This is a genomic window from Pseudomonas tensinigenes, assembly GCF_014268445.2.
GTDB classification, from domain to species: Bacteria; Pseudomonadota; Gammaproteobacteria; order Pseudomonadales; family Pseudomonadaceae; genus Aquipseudomonas; species Aquipseudomonas tensinigenes.
Window position 1 is genome coordinate 4,771,491 of the sequence record NZ_CP077089.1, and the last position, 18,933, is coordinate 4,790,423.

20 protein-coding genes are annotated in these 18,933 nt (G+C 60.9%); 13 read left to right on the forward strand and 7 right to left on the reverse strand.

What is annotated here, in order from left to right:
- Window position 1 precedes the first annotated feature (1 nt).
- A complete protein-coding gene (locus tag HU718_RS21035; RefSeq protein ID WP_186613940.1) occupies window positions 2-952 on the forward strand; it encodes a LysR substrate-binding domain-containing protein in 951 nt (316 codons plus the stop codon).
- A gap of 126 nt (window positions 953-1,078) precedes the next feature.
- Here HU718_RS21035 and leuD read toward each other — a convergent pair whose 3' ends face one another.
- Together leuD and leuC are read right to left on the reverse strand one after the other, a co-directional pair.
- Window positions 1,079-1,693, reverse strand: a complete 615-nt coding sequence (leuD, locus tag HU718_RS21040; RefSeq protein ID WP_186613938.1) for a 3-isopropylmalate dehydratase small subunit — start codon at window positions 1,691-1,693, stop codon at window positions 1,079-1,081.
- Window positions 1,690-3,108 carry a 3-isopropylmalate dehydratase large subunit gene (gene leuC / locus HU718_RS21045; RefSeq protein WP_186613936.1) on the reverse strand — a complete coding sequence of 473 codons (1,419 nt, stop codon included), beginning with the start codon at window positions 3,106-3,108 and terminating at the stop codon, window positions 1,690-1,692. The genes leuD and leuC overlap by 4 nt, the downstream gene beginning before the upstream one ends.
- Window positions 3,109-3,513: 405 nt before the next feature.
- On the opposite strand from leuC, the gene HU718_RS21050 reads away from it, so the two are divergent.
- The 8 genes from HU718_RS21050 to HU718_RS21085 are packed head-to-tail and all read left to right on the forward strand — an operon-like array spanning window position 3,514 to window position 9,768.
- On the forward strand, window positions 3,514-4,713 hold the full coding sequence (locus HU718_RS21050; RefSeq protein WP_150706413.1) for a PepSY-associated TM helix domain-containing protein: 1,200 nt from the start codon (window positions 3,514-3,516) through the stop codon (window positions 4,711-4,713).
- Entirely contained in the window at window positions 4,710-5,252 is a 543-nt protein-coding gene (locus HU718_RS21055; RefSeq protein WP_150792945.1) for a PA2404 family protein, read from the forward strand. The genes HU718_RS21050 and HU718_RS21055 overlap by 4 nt, the downstream gene beginning before the upstream one ends.
- The gene (locus HU718_RS21060) at window positions 5,249-5,581 is read left to right on the forward strand and encodes a hypothetical protein (RefSeq protein ID WP_102900422.1); all 333 of its coding nucleotides are present in this window, start codon (window positions 5,249-5,251) and stop codon (window positions 5,579-5,581) included. The genes HU718_RS21055 and HU718_RS21060 overlap by 4 nt, the downstream gene beginning before the upstream one ends.
- Window positions 5,578-6,153 carry a DUF6162 family protein gene (locus tag HU718_RS21065; RefSeq protein WP_186613934.1) on the forward strand — a complete coding sequence of 192 codons (576 nt, stop codon included), beginning with the start codon at window positions 5,578-5,580 and terminating at the stop codon, window positions 6,151-6,153. Before HU718_RS21060 ends, HU718_RS21065 begins: the two co-directional genes overlap by 4 nt.
- Before the next feature lie 35 nt (window positions 6,154-6,188).
- Window positions 6,189-7,118, forward strand: coding sequence for a metal ABC transporter substrate-binding protein (locus tag HU718_RS21070; RefSeq protein ID WP_034155183.1), 930 nt, complete (start codon window positions 6,189-6,191; stop codon window positions 7,116-7,118).
- Window positions 7,115-7,963 carry a metal ABC transporter ATP-binding protein gene (locus tag HU718_RS21075; RefSeq protein WP_225936816.1) on the forward strand — a complete coding sequence of 283 codons (849 nt, stop codon included), beginning with the start codon at window positions 7,115-7,117 and terminating at the stop codon, window positions 7,961-7,963. The genes HU718_RS21070 and HU718_RS21075 overlap by 4 nt, the downstream gene beginning before the upstream one ends.
- A complete protein-coding gene (locus HU718_RS21080) occupies window positions 7,963-8,862 on the forward strand; it encodes a metal ABC transporter permease (protein ID WP_007917717.1) in 900 nt (299 codons plus the stop codon). Before HU718_RS21075 ends, HU718_RS21080 begins: the two co-directional genes overlap by 1 nt.
- Window positions 8,863-9,768 (forward strand): metal ABC transporter substrate-binding protein, encoded by a 906-nt coding sequence (locus HU718_RS21085; RefSeq protein ID WP_186613932.1) that lies wholly within the window; start codon window positions 8,863-8,865, stop codon window positions 9,766-9,768. It begins immediately after the preceding gene.
- A gap of 185 nt (window positions 9,769-9,953) precedes the next feature.
- Here HU718_RS21085 and HU718_RS21090 read toward each other — a convergent pair whose 3' ends face one another.
- The 5 genes from HU718_RS21090 to HU718_RS21110 form a co-directional block, all read right to left on the reverse strand.
- Window positions 9,954-10,178 (reverse strand): MbtH family protein, encoded by a 225-nt coding sequence (locus HU718_RS21090; protein ID WP_150706419.1) that lies wholly within the window; start codon window positions 10,176-10,178, stop codon window positions 9,954-9,956.
- An 83-nt stretch (window positions 10,179-10,261) separates the two neighbouring features.
- A complete protein-coding gene (locus HU718_RS21095; protein WP_110721002.1) occupies window positions 10,262-11,674 on the reverse strand; it encodes an aspartate aminotransferase family protein in 1,413 nt (470 codons plus the stop codon).
- A gap of 142 nt (window positions 11,675-11,816) precedes the next feature.
- The gene (locus HU718_RS21100; protein ID WP_150706420.1) at window positions 11,817-12,302 is read right to left on the reverse strand and encodes a GNAT family N-acetyltransferase; all 486 of its coding nucleotides are present in this window, start codon (window positions 12,300-12,302) and stop codon (window positions 11,817-11,819) included.
- A gap of 208 nt (window positions 12,303-12,510) precedes the next feature.
- Window positions 12,511-13,833, reverse strand: coding sequence for an ATP-binding protein (locus HU718_RS21105; protein WP_150706421.1), 1,323 nt, complete (start codon window positions 13,831-13,833; stop codon window positions 12,511-12,513).
- Window positions 13,833-14,513 (reverse strand): response regulator, encoded by a 681-nt coding sequence (locus tag HU718_RS21110; protein WP_150706422.1) that lies wholly within the window; start codon window positions 14,511-14,513, stop codon window positions 13,833-13,835. Before HU718_RS21110 ends, HU718_RS21105 begins: the two co-directional genes overlap by 1 nt.
- Window positions 14,514-14,751: 238 nt before the next feature.
- Here HU718_RS21110 and HU718_RS21115 point away from each other — a divergent pair, with 238 nt between their 5' ends.
- The 4 genes from HU718_RS21115 to dsbG all read left to right on the forward strand — a co-directional run bounded on the left by HU718_RS21115 (window position 14,752) and on the right by dsbG (window position 18,902).
- Window positions 14,752-15,444: a hypothetical protein gene (locus HU718_RS21115; protein ID WP_016985442.1), complete on the forward strand. Its 693-nt coding sequence runs from the start codon at window positions 14,752-14,754 to the stop codon at window positions 15,442-15,444.
- 97 nt (window positions 15,445-15,541) lie between these two features.
- Complete coding sequence (gene dsbD, locus HU718_RS21120; RefSeq protein WP_186613930.1) at window positions 15,542-17,275, forward strand: protein-disulfide reductase DsbD; 1,734 nt, start codon at window positions 15,542-15,544, stop codon at window positions 17,273-17,275.
- A complete protein-coding gene (locus HU718_RS21125) occupies window positions 17,275-18,156 on the forward strand; it encodes a TlpA disulfide reductase family protein (protein WP_186613928.1) in 882 nt (293 codons plus the stop codon). The genes dsbD and HU718_RS21125 overlap by 1 nt, the downstream gene beginning before the upstream one ends.
- Window positions 18,132-18,902: a thiol:disulfide interchange protein DsbG gene (gene dsbG, locus HU718_RS21130; protein ID WP_186613926.1), complete on the forward strand. Its 771-nt coding sequence runs from the start codon at window positions 18,132-18,134 to the stop codon at window positions 18,900-18,902. Before HU718_RS21125 ends, dsbG begins: the two co-directional genes overlap by 25 nt.
- Window positions 18,903-18,933: the final 31 nt, after the last annotated feature.

The window sequence follows — 18,933 nt, forward strand, 5'->3', positions numbered from 1 at the left end:
TATGCTGGCGGCTTCTGCCGCCAGTGTTCGTTTTGACATGTCCCAGAAGAAAGACACCTTGCCCCTGCCCGAAGACCTGCGCGTGCTGCTCACCGTGATCCGCAAGAACGGCTTTGCCGCCGCCGCGGATGAACTGGGCCTCTCACCGGCCTATGTCAGCAAACGCATCCAGATTCTTGAAACCACCCTTGGCACTCGCCTGTTGCACCGCACCAGCCGTCGCGTCTCTCTGACCGAGGACGGCGAGCGCGTGCAACGCTGGGCGTTGCGCATTCTCGATGACTTTCAGCAACTGCACGACGAACTGTCCGACGCCCACGACAGCCCACGTGGGCGTTTGCACATTTGCAGCAGTTTCGGTTTCGGGCGTAATCATGTGGCGCCGGCGCTGTCATTGCTGGCCGAGCGCTATCCGCAACTGGAGATTCGCCTCGACCTGTTTGACCGGGTGGTGGACATCATCGATGAAGGCTTCGATCTGGAGATTCGAGTTGGCGATGACCTTCCAGGCCAGCACATCGGTCGGCGTCTGGTCAGCAATCGGCGCGTGCTGTGTGCCGCCCCCGGTTATCTGCAACGTCGCGGTACGCCGCAAACCCTGGACGAACTGCAGCAGCACGATTGCCTGGTGATCAAGGAGCGCGACAACGCCTTTGGTATCTGGAATCTGGATCGCGATGGCGGACAAGAGAGCGTGCGGGTCAGCGGGCCGTTGTCGTCAAACAACGGCGAGATTGTTTTGCAATGGGCGCTGGATGGGCGTGGGGTGTTGTTGCGCTCGCTGTGGGATGTGAAGCCGTTGCTGGAACAAGGACGGTTGGTGCAGGTGCTGGACGACTACAGCCAGAGCGCCAATGTCTGGGCGGTGTACCCGACACGGCTGGCGCATTCCGGGAAATTGCGCGCGTGTGTGGAGTTTTTGCAGGAGCATTTCAAAGGGCTTTCCGTTTAGCTGAAACACCCGATATCAAATGTGGGAGCGAGCCTGCTCGCGAATGCGTCCAGTCAGTCAACATTGATCTCGACTGAACGACCGCTTTCGCGAGCAGGCTCGCTCCCGCAGGGGATCAGTGGTGTGTCAGCAAAGCCAAGGGTTGTTGGCCAGGTGTTGGCGTTCGAAGGCTTTGATCTGTTCGCGGCGTTGCAAGGTACTGCCGATAGCGTCCAGACCGAGGAGCAACGCAGTCTTGCGTAGGGTATCGATCTTAAAGTCGATTACGCTGCCATCCGCCAGGCCAATGTGTTGGGCCTCCAGATCAATATTGACCCGCGCCGTTTCAGCCTGACCGACAAGCTGTCCGATGCGCTGCACCTGTGCCTCTTCCAGGGTGATCAGCAACACCCCGTTACGCTGGCAATTGTCGTAGAATATCCCGGCGAAACTGCTGCCGATCAACGCGCGGATGCCCATCTGCTGCAAGCCCCAGACCGCATGTTCACGGCTCGATCCGCAGCCGAAATTCGGCCCGACCACCAGAAAACTTGCGCCCTGCCATGCCGGTTTGTTCAACACGAAATTGGGGTCGGGGCTGCCATCGCGCAGAAACCGCAGATCGAAAAACAAGCCGCGATCGAGTCCCTGCCGGTCAATGCCTTTGAGGAATTGCTTGGGCATGATTACGTCAGTGTCGACATTGGCCGCCAGTAATGGCGCGGCTTGACCGCTGACTTGGGTGAAGGGTTGCAGGCTCATGAGCGTACTCCAAAGTGGCGGATATCGGTGAGTCGACCGCTGATTGCAGCGGCGGCGACCATCGCCGGGCTCATCAGATGAGTGCGCGCACCGGCACCCTGACGGCCTTCGAAATTGCGATTGGTGCTGGACGCGCAGCGGTCGCCGGGGGCGAGTACGTCGTCGTTCATCGCCAGGCACATCGAGCAGCCGGACTGCCGCCATTCGAAACCGGCGTCGATAAAGATCTGCGCCAGCCCTTCGGCCTCGGCCTGCGCGCGGACTTCGCTGGAGCCGGGGACGATCATCGCCCGTACATGCCCGGCCACGTGCTGACCGTTTACGACGCTGGCGGCATCGCGCAAGTCTTCGATTCGCGCATTGGTGCACGAACCGATAAAGGCGTGGCTGATGACGATATCGCTGAGCGCCATGCCCGCTTCCAGGCCCATGTAGTTGAGGGCGCGGCGCATGTCCTGACGCAGGATCGGGTCGCTGATCGCCTGTGGGTCCGGCACCCGTGCACCGATGGCGGCGGCCTGATCGGGACTGGTGCCCCAAGTGACCATCGGCTCCAGAATGCTGGCATCAAGGTGAATCTCACGATCAAACACCGCGCCGGGATCGCTGCGCAGCTCCCGCCATGTCTTCAGGCCTTGTTCCCACAGTGCACCAACGGGCACACGCGGCTTGCCCTTGAGATAGGCAAAGACCTTGTCATCCGGGGCCATGAATGCACCGCGCGCGCCGGCCTCGACCGCCATGTTGCAGATGGTCATGCGCGCTTCAACACTCAAGGCATCGATGGTCGAGCCGCTGAATTCAATGGCGTACCCGCTGGCCCCGGAAGCGCCGATGCGACCGATCAGGGCCATGATCACGTCTTTGGAGGTCAGGCCCGGCGCCAAATCGCCGTCGACAGTCACGCGCATGCTTTTCAGACATTTGTAGACCAGCGTCTGCGAAGCCAGCAAATGCTCGATCTCGGACGTGCCGATGCCGAAACCGAAGGCGCCGAGCGCGCCATAGGTGGTGGTATGACTGTCGCCAGCAGCGATGACCATGCCCGGCAGAATGAAACCCTGCTCCGGCGCGATCACATGTTCGATGCCCTGACGTTTATCGAGAATGTCCAGCAACTCGATGCCGAAATCGCGGCAGTTCTCCGCCAGATACGACACTTGCCGCGCGCCGCCCGCATCAGGCATTGCCGCGACGCGCACTGGCGTGGTCGGGTTGACGTGATCAACCACCGCCAGCGCCGTGCCCGGCCGCCAGACCTCGCGCTTGGCCGCGCGCAAACCGCTGAAGGCCTGCGGGCTGGTGTATTCGTTGATCACCTGGCGATCGATATACAGCAGGACATGGCCCTGATCGTCGAGGCGGCACACCGTGTGCGAATCGATGTGTTTGTCGTAGAGGGTTCTGGGGCTCATTCGGGCGCTCACTCAGGGAAATCAGGTGATTCCCATCATAGGGAGCGCGGACTGGCCATCAATTGCCTGCCAGTGATGGCGTAAACCATGAATCGTGTTTGATCCCTTTACGCAGCAAAACCCTGTGGGAGCGAGCCTGCTCGCGAAAGCGGTGGATCAGGCAACGGATGAAGTGACTGACCCGGCGCTTTCGCGAGCAGGCTTGCTCCCACAAGGGGATTCGTGGTGACCGGGGAATTGGGAAACATTTGCTTTCATATCACCTTTCGGGATTTACCTCGCTCATCCGTCCTATAGAGATGCAGGCCGTTCGCGTAGGCAAAAGCCACGTCCGGTCTTCCGGGGACTCCCGTGCTGCGAAGCCCGTAGCTACGCGCCCTTTCACCGCTATCAAGACGCGCAATCATGTCGAAGAAATCCCGCTCCAAACTGTGGTTCCTCGTTCATAGCTGGCTGGCATTACCGATCTGGTTCTTTGTCCTGATCGTCTGCGTCACCGGCACCCTGGCGGTGGTCAGCCAGGAGATCGTCTGGCTGGCCAACCCGCAGATGCGCGCCAGCCAGCCAGCGGACGATGCGCCGCGACTCGGTTATGAGGAAATCATAACGGCCATCAAAACCGCAGAACCGCTGGCACTGGTGCAACGCATCAGCCGCCCGGACGAATCCCATTTCGCTCTTGATGTCACGCTCAGCTATCCGGACGGGCGTTCGTTGGTGACCTACGTCAACCCGTATACGGGTGTTATTCAGGGTACGGCACCGCAATTCAATTTCCAGGCATTCACCCGCGCCCTGCATGGCTGGTGGCTGGTGCCTTTCACCAACGGTTATAGCTGGGGCTGGTATCTGGTATCGGCTCTGAGCTTTCCGCTGCTGGCATCGCTGATTACCGGGCTGGTGGTCTATAAACGGTTCTGGAAAGGCTTTTTCAGCCCCACGCTGCGTTTTCGTCACGGTGCGCGGATTTTCTGGGGTGATTTCCATCGCCTGAGCGGTATCTGGTCGATCTGGTTCATCGCGGTGATTTCCATCACCAGCACCTGGTTTCTGATTGAAGCGGTGCTGTCCGATAACCACATTTCCATTTCCAGCGAAGCGATCATTCCAGCCATGGCCCGTGACAGCGTGCCATTGACTGCCGATGGTCTGCCACCCGCCCGGATCAACCTGGATCGCGCCATCGAAATCGCCCAGCAAAAAATCCCCGGGCTGGAAGCCAGTGACATCAACATGCCGTTCAATGCCTACAGCCACCTCGATATCCGCGGTCGCGGCTGGTATCCCCTGATGTTCCAGAGTGCAACACTCAATCCCTACAGCGGCGATATGGCGTCTTCTCGAGTGCTGTCCGACCGCTCCTCGCTGGAATTTGTCACCGAATCCATGCGCCCGCTGCACACCGGTGATTTTGGTGGACTGTGGATCAAGCTGATCTGGTTCTTCTTCGGACTGATCCTGAGCATGATGGTGCTCAGTGGCTTGTTGATCTGGACCAAACGCACTGCCCTGGCCACCGCTAACGCGCTCAAGCGCGAGAACAAGAAGCAACGCGCCAATGCGCAACCACTCGTCAACCGTGAACCTTCGGAGGCCAGCCTGTGAGCAAGATCACCACCGCCCCTCAGCCTTCACGACTGAGCCTGTTCTGGCACAAATGGCGCTTTCACATCAACGTTCTGTTGCTGCTGATCCCGCTGGGGTTCATGCCCAAATACTTCTCCGACGCGGCGCTGTTTCGCGGTGACGCCGGCCTGGGCGAGCGCGAAATCGGTGAAATACAGGTCGGGCCGTGGAGCCTGCGCCTGGCCGAGCTGCGCAATGAAGCGCCACGTTCCGACGGTCCCGCCGGTTACCTGAAAGCCTTCAGCGCCGCGCTGTGCACCGCCTGCGTCGAGCCGGTCAAGGCAACTTACCTGCGTATCGGCAAACCGCGCAGCCTGCGCGCCGCCGGGGTGATTTTCTTCGGCACGCCTTACCGCATGGGCACGCAACTGCCGGTCCCGGTAAAAACCCCGGCCGACGCCGAACTGTGGATCACCATGGAAGGCTGGGACGGCAGCATGCATCAGGCTTCGATCCCTCTGAGTCAGGCCTCCCCCGCCACCATTGCCTGGTTGAACCAACAAGGAGCCAAACCATGACCCGCCCTTTCCGCCTGCGGCTGAGCGCCGTGCTGCTGGTGCTCGGCGCCGGCTTCAGTGCCAGTGCGCTGGCCCACAACCCGATGTGCGAATGCAAAGCCATCGACGCCGAGCAGATCAAATGCACGGGTGGTTTCTCTGACGGCAGCGGCGCGCCGGGCGTGACCCTTGATGTGATCGGCTATGACGAAACCATTCTGGTGCCGGGCAAGCTCGGCAGTGATTCGACCCTGACCTTCAAGAAACCCGGCGCCGAGTTCTACGTGCTGTTCGACGCAGGTCCGGGCCACGTGGTGGAAATCGACCAAGCGGATATTGAAGCCCCATGAGTACGCCAACCACACAAATCGTGCGTCCGGCCGGTGCCGGTCATGAAACCCTCAATGTGCTGCTGTTGTGCCTGTTGATTCTGGCAGTCGCCGGCTCGGTCGTCGCGTGGCGCGGGGTTTCCCATGAACCGGAGCCGGTGGCGACAAATCAACTCGACGCGCGCCGCGACCTCAGTGCCTCGGAACAAGGCATCTACGCCGACCTGCGGGTGACCCTCGATGAAATCCGCTTGCTGCGCGAAGAACAGCAAGCCCTGCCGACGCCGCAAACCCTGGCCGACGAAGGGTTTGCTCCGTTTGCCCGCGACGCAAGTTCGGTCAGCCGCGGGGGCCACGCCTGGCAGTTGCTGGGGAATACCGCCTATTTCGGCCATAGCCAAAGCACAGCCGTCGCCGGTTCGTTCGTGATGCTACTGAGCGCCGACGACAAGGCAGCGCCGGACATCTGGCTCAACCGCGATGCCAGCCTGCAAGCGCCCACCGAATTGACCGAAGCCGCGCTGTCCGCCGCCGGCTGGAAACAGATCGTCGCGCAATACGATGCCGGGGTTACCCGCGAACATCGCCATTGATTCCTCGCCCTCATCCGAGAGAAGACCGCTTGCCCATGTCTATTTCATCACCTCGCCGTCCATTGTTGCGTCTGTTCCTGCTCGGCCTCTGCGCCTGCCTCCTCAGTCCACTGGCCAGCGCCGATCAGGCCAAACGCCTGCGCATCGGCATCACCCTGCACCCTTATTACAGCTATGTGGCGAACATCGTTGGCGACAAGGCCGAGGTAGTGCCGCTGATTCCTGCCGGTTTCAACCCGCATGCCTACGAGCCGCGCGCCGAGGACATCAAACGCATCAGCGGGCTGGATGTGATCGTGCTCAACGGTGTCGGTCATGACGACTTCGCCGACCGCATGATCGCCGCCAGCGAAACGCCGAACATCAAGACCATCGAAGCCAACGAAAACGTACCGCTGCTGGCCGCCACCGGGGTTGCCGCACGCGGTGCCGGCAAAGTGGTGAACCCGCACACGTTCCTGTCGATCAGCGCCTCCATCGCTCAGGTCAACAACATCGCCCGCGAACTGGGCAAACTCGATCCGGACAACGCCAAGACCTACACCCAGAACGCCCGCGCCTACGGCAAACGCCTGCGCCAGATGCGCGCCGACGCCCTGGCAAAACTGACTCAAGCGCCGAACGCCGAACTGCGCGTGGCCACCGTGCACGCGGCTTACGACTATCTGCTGCGGGAGTTCGGCCTGGAAGTGACTGCTGTGGTCGAACCGGCGCACGGCATCGAGCCAAGCCCAAGCCAGTTGAAGAAGACCATCGACCAATTGCGTGAACTGGACGTGAAAGTGATCTTCTCGGAGATGGATTTCCCCTCCACTTACGTCGAAACGATTCAGCGTGAGTCCGGGGTGAAGCTCTACCCGCTGTCGCACATTTCCTACGGCGAATACACCGCCGACAAGTACGAAAAGGAAATGACCGGCAACCTCAACACCGTGGTGCGGGCGATTCAGGAGTCGGGCGCATGACTTCCAGAGAAAACCTGATTGCCGACAACACCGAAAACCCTGTGGGAGCGAGCCTGCTCGCGAAGGCGCCGAATCAGCCAACATATGTATTGAATGACACACCGCATTCGCGAGCAGGCTCGCTCCCACAAGGATTGGGACCGACTTTGGATTTTGCGGAAGTCTCTCTGACGCTGGGTCGAACGACAATTCTCGACAAAGTCACCTTCCAGGTGCAGCCCGGCAGCGTACACGCGCTGGTCGGCCCGAACGGTGGCGGCAAGAGTTCGCTGATCAAGACCCTGCTCGGGCAAATGCCGCATCAGGGCCGGCTCAGCCTGCAATGGCCCGGCGAACCCGGCACCATCGGTTACGTGCCGCAGGCGCTGGAGTTCGATCGCGGCCTGCCAATGACCGTCGACGATTTCATGGCCGCCATGTGCCAGCGTCGCCCGGCGTTCCTCGGTTTGAGCAAGCGTTACGCCGGTGCCATCGGTGACGCGCTGGAACGCGTCGGTATGCAGGACAAACGCAAGCGCCGCATGGGCGCGCTGTCCGGCGGGGAACGGCAGCGAGTGCTGCTCGCACAAGGCTTGATTCCGGCGCCGCAACTGCTGGTGCTGGATGAGCCGATGTCGGCCCTTGATGAAGCCGGGATTCAGGTATTTGAACGCCTGCTCAATGACTGGCGCGCGGCGGGCATCACCGCGCTGTGGATCGAGCACGATCTGGAAGCGGTCGGACGCCTGGCCGATCGGGTCACTGGCCTTAACCGTCGTGTGCTGTTCGACGCCACGCCACAACAGGCGCTGACCCCGGAACGTCTGCTGACGCTGTTTTCCACCCATCCTCGGAGCGCTGTCTGATGAGTTACGAAGCCTTTCGTTTGATGGTGCAAGGCTGGGCCTCGTCCGGTTATCTGCCGGAAGCGCTGGCCTACGGTTTCGTGGTCAATGCGTTGCTCGCCGGCCTGTTGATCGGCCCGGTGCTCGGCGGCCTCGGCACGCTGGTGGTGGTCAAGCGCTTCGCGTTTTTCTCCGAAGCGGTGGGCCACGCGGCGCTGACCGGTGTCGCCATCGGCATCCTGCTCGGCGAACCCTACACCGGGCCGTACGGCAGCCTGTTCGGTTACTGCCTGCTGTTCGGCATCCTGCTCAATTACCTGCGCAACCGCACCGGCCTGGCGCCGGACACCTTGATCGGCGTGTTTCTGTCGGTGTCGCTGGCACTCGGCGCGAGTCTGTTGTTGATCCTGGCGGGCAAGATCAATGTGCACATTCTCGAAAACGTGTTGTTCGGCTCAGTGCTGACGGTCAACGGTAACGATCTGGCGGTGCTGGCCATCGTCGGTTCGCTGGTCATGGCGTTGGCCCTGCCGCTGTACAACCGCATCATGCTCGCCAGTTTCAACCCGCAACTGGCGGCCGTGCGCGGGGTGGCAGTGAAAACCCTGGATTATCTGTTCGTGATTCTGGTGACGCTGATCACCGTGGCGGCGGTGAAAGTCATCGGTGCGATTCTGGTTGGCGCACTGCTGGTGATTCCAGCGGCAGCGGCGCGTTTGCTCAGCCAGTCGCTCAAGGGCTTCTTCTGGTGCTCGGTGCTGATCGCCACGGTCAGCACGCTGTGCGGGATTCTCGCGCCGATCGTGTTTGACCTGCCGATTCCATCCGGCGCCGCGATCATTCTGGTTGCCGGTATTGCCTTCGCCCTCGCCGCCATCGCGCGCGGGGTTGTCCCGAGTTTGAAAGGGAATCTTGGATAAATGACTTTTTCACTGCGAAAACTGACCTTGGCCATGACCCTGTGCGGCGTGATCTGCACGCCGTTGATGGCTGCCGAAAAAGCTAAGCCGCTGCAGGTACTGGCCTCATTGCCCATCACCTTTGGCTTGGCAGAAGCGCTGCTCAAGGGCACTGATGTCAACCTTGAACGTGCGGCACCGGCGAACCTGCCAGGCAGCCGTCAGACCGCCTATTTCACCGGTCGCGGCGCCCCGGCACTGAGCAAACTGGCGACTGGCGCCGATGCGGTGATTGGCGTGCGCTCGCTGTGGGCCGACGATCCGCTGTACCCGATCGCTCGCCGCAGCAACATCCGCATCGTTGAAGTCGATGCGGCGCGCCCGGTCGACGGCGCCCTGCCGGGCATTGCCGTGCAACCGGATCTGAAGGTCGACAGCTTGAACAGCCAACCATGGCTGGCCAGCAACAACATGGGACGCATGGCGGATGTGATGGCGGCGGATCTGGTGCGCCTGGCACCTAGCGCAAAGCCTGCGATCGAAGCGAATCTGGCGACGTTGAAGCAGCGTTTGTTGAAGCTCAGCGCCGATAGCGAAGCGCGTCTGGCCAACGCCGACAATCTGAGTGTGATGAGTCTCAGCGATCACTTTGGTTATCTGATCGGCAGCTTGAATCTGGAACTGATTGGCGAGGATCCACGACCTGATGCCGAGTGGACGCCGGAGGATCTGAAAAAACTCACGGCAACGCTCAAGGACAATGATGTCGCGGTGGTGCTGCATCATCGGCAGCCGTCGGAGCCGGTGAAAGCGGCAATTGCCGAGTCGGGTAGTCGTCTGGTGGTGTTGAGCACGGATGCGGCGGATCCGGTGGCAGAGCTGGAAGGCAATGTTGATTTGCTGCTAAAGGGTTTGAGCGGGGCTTAGTTTCAGCCGAAACCGCGCTATCGTTCTTCGCGAGCAGGCTCGCTCCCACAGGGTTTTGTGCACGACACAGATCTCATGTGGGAGCGAGCCTGCTCGCGAAGGGGCCAGCCCGGGCAACACAAATCCAAGGCAAAAAAAACCCGCTGACTGTGACCAGTCCAGCGGGTTTCTTTTTGCCCGGCCGCTTATTGCGCGGCGGCCTGCCCGTCCATCTTCTGACGCAGGCTCAGCGGACGCATGTCAGTCCAGGTTTCTTCAATGTAGGCCAGGCATTCCTTTTTCAGGCCGCTCTTACCCACAGTGCGCCAGCCTTCTGGCACGGCTTTGTAATCCGGCCAGATCGAGTATTGCTCTTCGTGGTTGACCACGACCTGAAAGAGGATGTCCTCGCGGTCGAATACTGACGTCATGCTGGTTCTCCATCGTTGTAAGGGTGGGCTGCACGAGGGGTGCAGCCGGGTATGTAGAAAGAACGTTCGGCGCGGCGAAAAATTTACAACGCCGCGGTGGCAGCGGCCAAAGCGCGACCGAAGATTTCCGCAACACGGTCGATTTCGGCAGCAGTAATCACCAGCGGCGGCAGGAAACGCACCACCGCGCCATGCCGGCCGCCCAGTTCCAGAATCAGCCCACGCTTGAGGCATTCGCGCTGGACCAGCGGCGCCAGTCGCGCAAACGCCGGCGGATGACCGAGCGCATCCAGTGGGCCGTTCGGCTCGACCAGTTCGACGCCGAGCATCAGGCCACGACCGCGAATATCGCCCAGTTGCGGGAAGTCGCGCTGCAGGATGCGCAGGTGCTCGCTGAGGCGCTCGCCCATGGCAGCAGCGTGTTCACAGACCTTGTGCTCAACCAGATAACGCATCACCGCAGAACCTGCCGCCATGGCCATCTGATTGCCACGGAACGTGCCGGCGTGCGCGCCCGGTTGCCAGGTGTCGAGCCAGTCGCGATAGACCACCACGGCCAACGGCAGGCTGCCGCCGATGGCTTTGGACAACACCACCACATCCGGGGTGATGCCGGCGTGTTCGAAGGCAAACATTTTGCCGGTGCGGGCGAAACCGCTCTGGATCTCGTCGACGATCAGCGCCACACCGGCCTTCTCGGTGATCCGGCGCAAGCCGCGCAACCACTCGATGTCCGCCGGAATCACCCCGCCCTCGCCCTGCACCGCTTCGACGATCACCGCTGCGGGCAATTGCACGCCGGCTTCGGGATCGTTGAGCAGGTTTTCCAGGTAACTCAGGTTAGCCTTCACGCCTGCTGCGCCACCGAGGCCGAACGGGCAGCGGTAGTCATACGGGAACGGCATGAACTGCACGCCATTGCTGAGCAAGGCGCCCAACGGTTTTTTCGGCCCCAGGCTGCCCATCAGGCTCAGCGCGCCTTGGCTCATGCCGTGGTAACCGCCGGAAAACGACAGTACGGTGCTGCGCCCGGTCGCCGTGCGCACCAGCTTCAACGCGGCTTCCACGGCATCGGTACCGGTCGGGCCGCAGAACTGGATTTTCGCTTGCGCCGCCAGGGCGGGCGGCAGCAGACCGAACAGATCCTGGACAAACTGATCCTTGACCGGCGTGGTCAGGTCGAGGGTGTGCAGTGGCAATTCATCGGCCAGTACCTGCTGGATCGCTTCGATCACCACCGGGTGGTTATGCCCCAGCGCCAGCGTGCCGGCACCGGCCAGACAGTCGATGAAGGTGCGCCCTTCGACGTCTTCGACGTACAGGCCTTTGGCGCGTTTCAGGGCCAGCGGAATACGTCGTGGATAACTGCGGGCGTTGGATTCCTGTTGAGCCTGACGGGCCAGCAATGGCGATTCACTGAACTGGTACAACGTTTCGGCCGGCGCCGAAGTAACCCGAGCCGACGACTCTTCGATAAGGCTGGTGGCGACTGACATCTCTCGACCCCTCAATTGGCTATGGATAGTGACCAAAACAGCACACCGGACAGGTGCGCATTCCGATCACGGGGCGCACTTGCAGGTTTTCCTGTTCTGGAAACGCTTAAGGGGCCCGAGGATTTAGCCCGTGATCGAGTTGTCAGACCGGCGATGCCAACGGCTTGTGCATGGGCAGGGTCTGCAAGCCTTGGTATTCGAAGGGCGGCGCAGACTCGCGATAACCCAGACGCCGATAAAAAGCACGGCCGGTGCGCGTGCTGTTGAGGTCAGCGTGAAGCACTCCGCGAACCCGCAACCAGCCCTCCAGATCCTGCATCAGCGCCCGCCCGACACCGCGCCGAAAGGATTCCGGCTGCACGTAACACAACGAAATGTCGCCACCGGCCTGGGCCATGCCGACACCGACCGGTTTGTCCGCCAGCAATGCGATACACAGATAGAAGTGCGGGTCGGCGAGCCGGGCACTGATGAAATCGGCGGACTGCTGGCCGATCCAGTCACTGACCAGTGACGGGTGGTTACGGTGATCGAGTGCACAACCGATGCGGATCGAACGTTCGATGATGCGGCTGATGATACCGGCGTCGGCCAGGATGGCCGGACGAATGCAGATGGGTGCTTCCATGGCGCAGTTCCCTCAATCCATTGAGTCAAAGCTGCGTTGACCTTACCCCCAGGCCAAGCGGATAGCGAACGCCGAGAGGTTACATTTGATGTGCCTGGCGCGATTTCCTGTAGGAGCTGCCGAAGGCTGCGATCTTTTGATCTTGATCCTGAAAAACAAAATCAAAAGATCGCAGCCTTCGGCAGCTCCTACACAGGCTGTGCTGGAATCAGACAGGCTGCAACGGCATGGTCAGTTCGACGCGCAGGCCATCCGGGCGGCTGTCGAAATGCAGCGCGCAGTCGCAACGCTGGACGATCGCCTGGACAATCGCCAGGCCAAGGCCGCAACCGGTGCTCTGACCGTTGCGCCAGAAGCGTTGCGTCAGGTGTTGCAGATCATCCGGCGCGATCCCCGGGCCATGGTCGCGCACAACAAACCGTACGCGGTTGCCAATGGTTTCCAGGCTCAGCTCAACCGCACAATCCTCGTCGGTATGACGCAGGGCGTTGTCGAGCAGATTGCGCAGCGCCGCAATCGACAGCACGGCTGGCATCTGTAGCGCTGCAGCGGAAAGCTCGGTCGGCAGTTGCAGTTTGATGCGCAGGCGCTCGCCACCCGTGGCGTCTTGAATCGCCAGGCGTGCCACTTGCTCGGCGCTGCATTGCGAACCGTCATCGAACGACAGACTGCCCTCGACCCGCGCCAGCAACAGTAATTGCTCGAGGGTGCGATGCAAGCGATCGGCACCCTCCTCGGCCCGCGCCAGCGACTGATCGCGGGCATTGCCGTCGGTCATGCGCGCAACTTGCAGGTGGGTCTTGATCGCTGTCAGCGGACTGCGCAGCTCATGCGCCGCGTCACCGGTCAAACGGCGCTCACGCTCAATGGTCTTGCCGATACGCTGGAACAACTGATTCTGCGTTTCGAGCAGCGGCTTCAATTCGCTGGGAAAGGTCTGGATCTGCAACGGCTCGAGCGAGTCGGCGTTGCGCCGCATCAGCGCCTCACGCAGACGGTTGAGCGGCGCCAGCCCCTGGCCGATGCCCAGCCACAACAGGCACAGGCAGCCGAGCAGCGCCACGCCCACCGGCACCGATGCCGCCAGCAGAATCGACATGTTCAGGGCTTCGCGCTCGATCTGCCGATCCGCGGTGGTAATCCGCACATCGCCGCGGGCCAGGGTGAAGCTGCGCCACGGTGCTCCGTCGATCATCTGGTCATGGAAGCCCATCTTCTCGGCTTCCAGCGCCTGTTCGGGATTGTTGTGGCTGCGCGCGAGAATTTCCCCGCGCAACGAACTGACCTGACAGGCCATGCCGCCGGGGATATTCAGTTGCTCGGCACTGAAGTGGGTGCCCTCGCCTTTGCTCGGCAGTGTCGGCAACTGTTCCAGCAGCCCGGCGACCATGCGCGCCGACGCCACCAGACGCTGGTCGAGGGAAAACATCATCTGATTGCGCAGGTCACTGAGCATCCAGGCCGCCGCCAACGCCCAGATCAGCGCAAACGCAGCGCCGAGGGTCAGGCTCAGGCGCAGTCGCAGGCTCATCACTTGTCTTGCTCTCCAGCGTCGGCCGGGCCGAGGCGATAGCCCAGACCGCGCACGGTTTCGACGATGCCTTTGCCCAGTTTGCTGCGCAGGTGATGGATGTGCACGTTCAGCGCGTTGCTTTCCAGTTCATCGTTGAAGCCGTAGACACTGTCCTTCAACTGCTCGGTGGACAGCACCCGGCCACGATTGTGCAGCAGCGCCTGCAACAGCGATTGCTCGCGGCGCGACAGGTCCACCGGTTGCCCGGCCAGCATGGTTTCACGACTGCTCGGGTCGTAGGTCAGCGCGCCGTGCTCGATCAGGTTGACGCTGCGCCCGGCAACCCGGCGCAACAGGGTTTGCAGACGGGCGAACAGTTCACGCAGATCGAACGGCTTGAGCAGGTAATCGTCGGCCCCGGCCTGCAAGCCATCGACACGGTCGGTCACCGAGTCGCGCGCGGTCAGGATCAGCACCGGAATTTCCAGGCCGCTCTGCCGCAATTGTTGCAGCAACTTGAGGCCATCTTCGTCGGGCAGGCCGAGATCGAGCACCATCACGTCGAATTCGGCGACCTTGAGCATCGCCCGCGCTTTCGATGCAGTGTTGACGTGCTCGACGGTCAAACCCTGAGCCGTAAGACCGGCAACGATGCCACTGGCAATCAGCTCATCGTCTTCGCAAACCAGTACGTGCATGGGTGCTCCGTGGATAAAAAAGGCGAGTGAAGCAGGCGAGGATTAAGCGGCAATTATGACCGTCACCGGTGTTTACGCAAAGCCGGGCAAAAACATCGGGGCGCCACCTGACGCTGGGACTCACTCGGCTCTGAAACTTTCCCACTAATAAAGAAACACTTTCTCCCTATGTAGTAACCCTTCGATCATTTAGTTTTCGACCGGTAAACACCAACAACTTTAAAGGGACTTAATAAACATGCCTAACCTAACAAACTTCGTCGCGATCGATTGGCGTTCCGGTCCTGATCGTATTTATTTCTTCTTCAAGGACAGCAACACCTATTCCCGATTCGATATCGGTGACAATAAGGTATCCGCCAACTACCCGGCATTGGTCGGCGGTAACTGGGACAGCTTTGGCCCCCATGCCAAAGACTTGCGTTTCGGACTGACAACCACTTCATTCGGCTGGAACACCTCGTCCGATGAAGATATTGCCTGGTTGTTCTTCTATCAGGGAACCACACCCGTGGTGTGTAAATACAACCAGGACGAGGACAAGGTCGATGCCTTCTATAAAGTTGCCGATTCGATCTGGAAGCCGATACTGCCCTACTTCGACAAGATCATCGCCGGTACCTGGTTCCAACTGACCGGTCAGCCGTTTCTGTTCAGGTTCATCCTGAACGACGGACACTATCTATCGTTTAACTACAAGGCAAAGACCCTGACTTACAAATCCTTCGGAGATTATCAACTTGGGGCTCTGAAACCGTACAAGGACCGCATCATCACGGCAGCGCAAAATGACCGGACTTTCGCCGACAGCTACTGGTACATTTTCCTGACCGACAACCAATACCTGACTTACAACATTCAGTCCGACCGTCTGGTCTCCGGCCCGCAAACCATCAATGACCAGAACTGGCCAGGACTGCTGCGCGGCTGATTGGCCGAAACCGGAGGGCCTTGTAGGATAGGGTTAATTATCGGTTAATCGCCGCCGCCCATTCTGCACCTCACTTGCACAGGGACAAGGCTCCTCCATGCGTCATTTTTTTCTCTTTTTTGCTCTGCTGATTTCCAGCCTGGCCCAGGCCGGGAACAATCCATTTGATACCAAACCGGAGTTTCTGCCGGTCGACAAGGCGTTCGTGCTCACCTCCGAACGTCTGGAATCCGGTGAAACCCAGTTGTTCTGGCAAATCACCGACGGCTATTACCTGTATCAGAAACGCTTGAAATTCGATGGACTGAGCGCGCAGCAGCAGCCCGAGCTGCCTGAAGGCGAGTCCCACAGCGACGAGTTCTTCGGTGAACAACCGGTCTATCGCCAGGGGCTGGAAGTGAAAATTCCGGCAACCGCCACAGGCCAGATCAAGGTCAGCTATCAGGGCTGTGCCGACGCGGGGCTGTGCTATCCGCCGCAAACCCGGGTGATTGACCTGGGCGGCAAGGCCGCGGTGGCCGCAGGTGCAGAAGCACCCGATCAGGCCTTGGCCAGCAGCCTGCAACAACGGGCGCTGGGCTGGAGCCTGCTGGTGTTTTTCGGCCTCGGGCTGTTGCTGGCCTTCACCCCATGCACATTGCCGATGTTGCCGATTCTGGCCGGCATGGTGGTCGGCAGTGGTGCCACCCCGCGTCGCGGTTTCGCGCTGGCCGGTAGTTATGTGATCTGCATGGCGCTGGTGTATGCGGCGATGGGTGTGATTGCGGCGCTACTCGGCGCGAATCTGCAGGCGTGGTTGCAGAATCCGTGGCTGCTCGGCACGTTTGCCGCGATCTTCGTGGTGCTGGCCTTGCCGATGTTCGGTTTCTTTGAACTGCAACTGCCGGTGGCCCTGCGTGATCGCCTGGAACACGCCTCGCGCAGTCGCAGCGGTGGCAGCCTGATCGGCGCCGGGGTGCTCGGTGCCTTGTCCGGTCTGCTGGTCGGCCCATGCATGACCGCGCCGCTGGCCGGTGCATTGCTGTATATCGCGCAGAGCGGCAACGCGCTGCACGGTGGCTTGATCCTGTTCTCGCTGGGCATCGGCATTGGTGTGCCGTTGCTGTTGCTGGTGACCGTGGGCAATCGCTTCCTGCCCAAACCCGGCGCCTGGATGAACCTGCTCAAAGGCGTGTTCGGTTTCCTCTTCCTCGCCACCGCGCTGTTGATGCTGCGTCCAGTGCTGGATGCTTCGTTGTGGCTGGGCCTGTGCGGTGCACTGTTATTGATCGCCGCGTTTTGCGCCTGGAAACAGTCCGAAGGTTTTGGCCGCGTTGCCCAGTTGTTCGGCGCCAGTTCGTTGTTGCTCGGGCTGTGGGGCAGTTTGCTGGTGATTGGTGCGGCAGGCGGCAGCGATGATCCGTATCAGCCTTTGCAGGTTTACAGCGCCGGCCGCGCCAGCGCAGCGCAGCCATTGGCGCATGACGCGTTCACCACGATCAAGGAGCCGGCGGCGCTGCAACGCGAACTCGATGCCGCCAAAGCTCAGGGTCAGTGGGTGCTGCTCGATTACTACGCCGACTGGTGCGTGTCGTGCAAGGTCATGGAGAAGCAGGTGTTCGGCAAGGACAAGGTCATGCAAACGTTGAGTGACGTACGCCTGCTGCGCCTCGATGTCACTGCCGACAATGCCGCCAGCCGTGAATTGCTCAGCCGCTACAAAGTGCCGGGGCCACCGAGCTTCGTCTGGATCGGCACGGATGGCGAAGAACGCCGCAGCCAGCGCATCACCGGCGAAGTCGATGCCGATACATTCCTGCAACGCTGGGCTACCACCCGGGAAGCTAATTAATGCTGACTTTGACCCTCGGCACATTCGCCATCGCCCTCAACCACCTGCTGCTGATCAGTGCCCTGGCGCTGGCGACCTTTGTCGGCTGGCGGGTGGCCAAACGTGGCGGCGATAACCCCGAGTCGGCATTGTTCAGTCTGTTTCTGCTGGGCATGCTCGCGGCGCGGATTGCCTTCGTGGTGCTGTACTGGTCGCACTATCGCAATGACCCGTGGCAGATCATTGATTTGCGTGACGGTGGTTTCCTCGCCTGGCCGGGCGTGATCGTGCTGCTGCTGGTGGCGCTGTATCGCGGCTGGCGCCGACCGGGCTTGCGTCGCCCGCTGGGTTTTGGTGTGGCCAGCGGTGTGGCGTTCTGGCTGTTGGCGACGCTGTCGCTGAATATCTATGAACAAGGCACCCGGCTGCCGGACATCTCCCTGCGCAATGCGGCGGGGGAAACCATCCAGCTCAGCGACTATCAGGGCGGCCCGCTGGTGATCAATCTGTGGGCGACCTGGTGCCCGCCATGCCGGCGCGAAATGCCAGTCCTGGAGAATGCCCAGCAACAACGTCCGGACTTGACCTTCCTGTTCGTCAATCAGGCCGAAAGCATGCAAAGCGTGGCGACATTTCTCGAAACCCAAGGCCTGAGCCTGAACAACGTGCTGTTCGACCGCAGCGGCCGGCTGGGTCAGGCCGTCGGTTCCATGGCCCTGCCGACTACGCTGTTCTACAGCCCTGACGGTAGGCTGCTGAGCAGTCACCTGGGCGAGTTATCCAACGCCAGCCTGGCGCGCGCCCTGGAAAACTTCGACACCCCGACACCGAATTCGAACCCGGCCACTGCTCCGGCCACCTCTGCAAGGAAACTGCCATGCCCCGCCTCCGCCACCTGCTGACGCTGACTCTGGGCAGCGCCCTGCTGCACTTGCCGTCAGTGCAGGCCGCTGAAGAATTGCCTGCGGCGATCAAGCAGATCGAAGCCAAAGGCGCGAAAATCGTCGGCCAGTTCGACGCCCCCGATGGTTTGCGTGGTTATGCGGCGCAGTATCAGAATCGCGGCATGGCGCTGTACCTGACCCCGGATGGCAAACACGTGATTCTCGGCAATATGTACGACGCCGACGGCAAAGACCTGAGCAGCGAGCCGCTGCAAAAAATGGTGTATGCGCCGATGGCCAAGGAAGTCTGGGCCAAGTTCGAGGCGAGCAACTGGATTCAGGACGGCAACAAGGATGCACCGCGCACCGTGTACCTGTTCAGCGATCCGAACTGCCCTTACTGCAACATGTTCTGGGAACAGGCGCGGCCGTGGGTGAAATCCGGCAAGGTGCAACTGCGGCACATCATGGTCGGCATCATTCGTGAAGACAGCCCGGGCAAATCGGCCGCGTTGCTCGCTGCGAAGGATCCGGCCAAGGCCCTGGAAGATCACGAAAAGGCTGGCAAGGGCAGCTCGCTCAAAGCCTTGAAAGAGATTCCGGTGGCCGTGCAGAGCAAACTGGCGGCGAACATGCAGTTGATGGAAGACCTGGAGTTGCAGGCCACACCGGCGATCTTCTACATGGATGACAAGGGTGAGTTGCAACAGCAGCAAGGCGCGCCTTCGCCGGACAAGTTGGTGAAGATTCTCGGGCCTAAGTAGCTTCGGGTTTTAAGTAGCTTCGGGGTTGTTG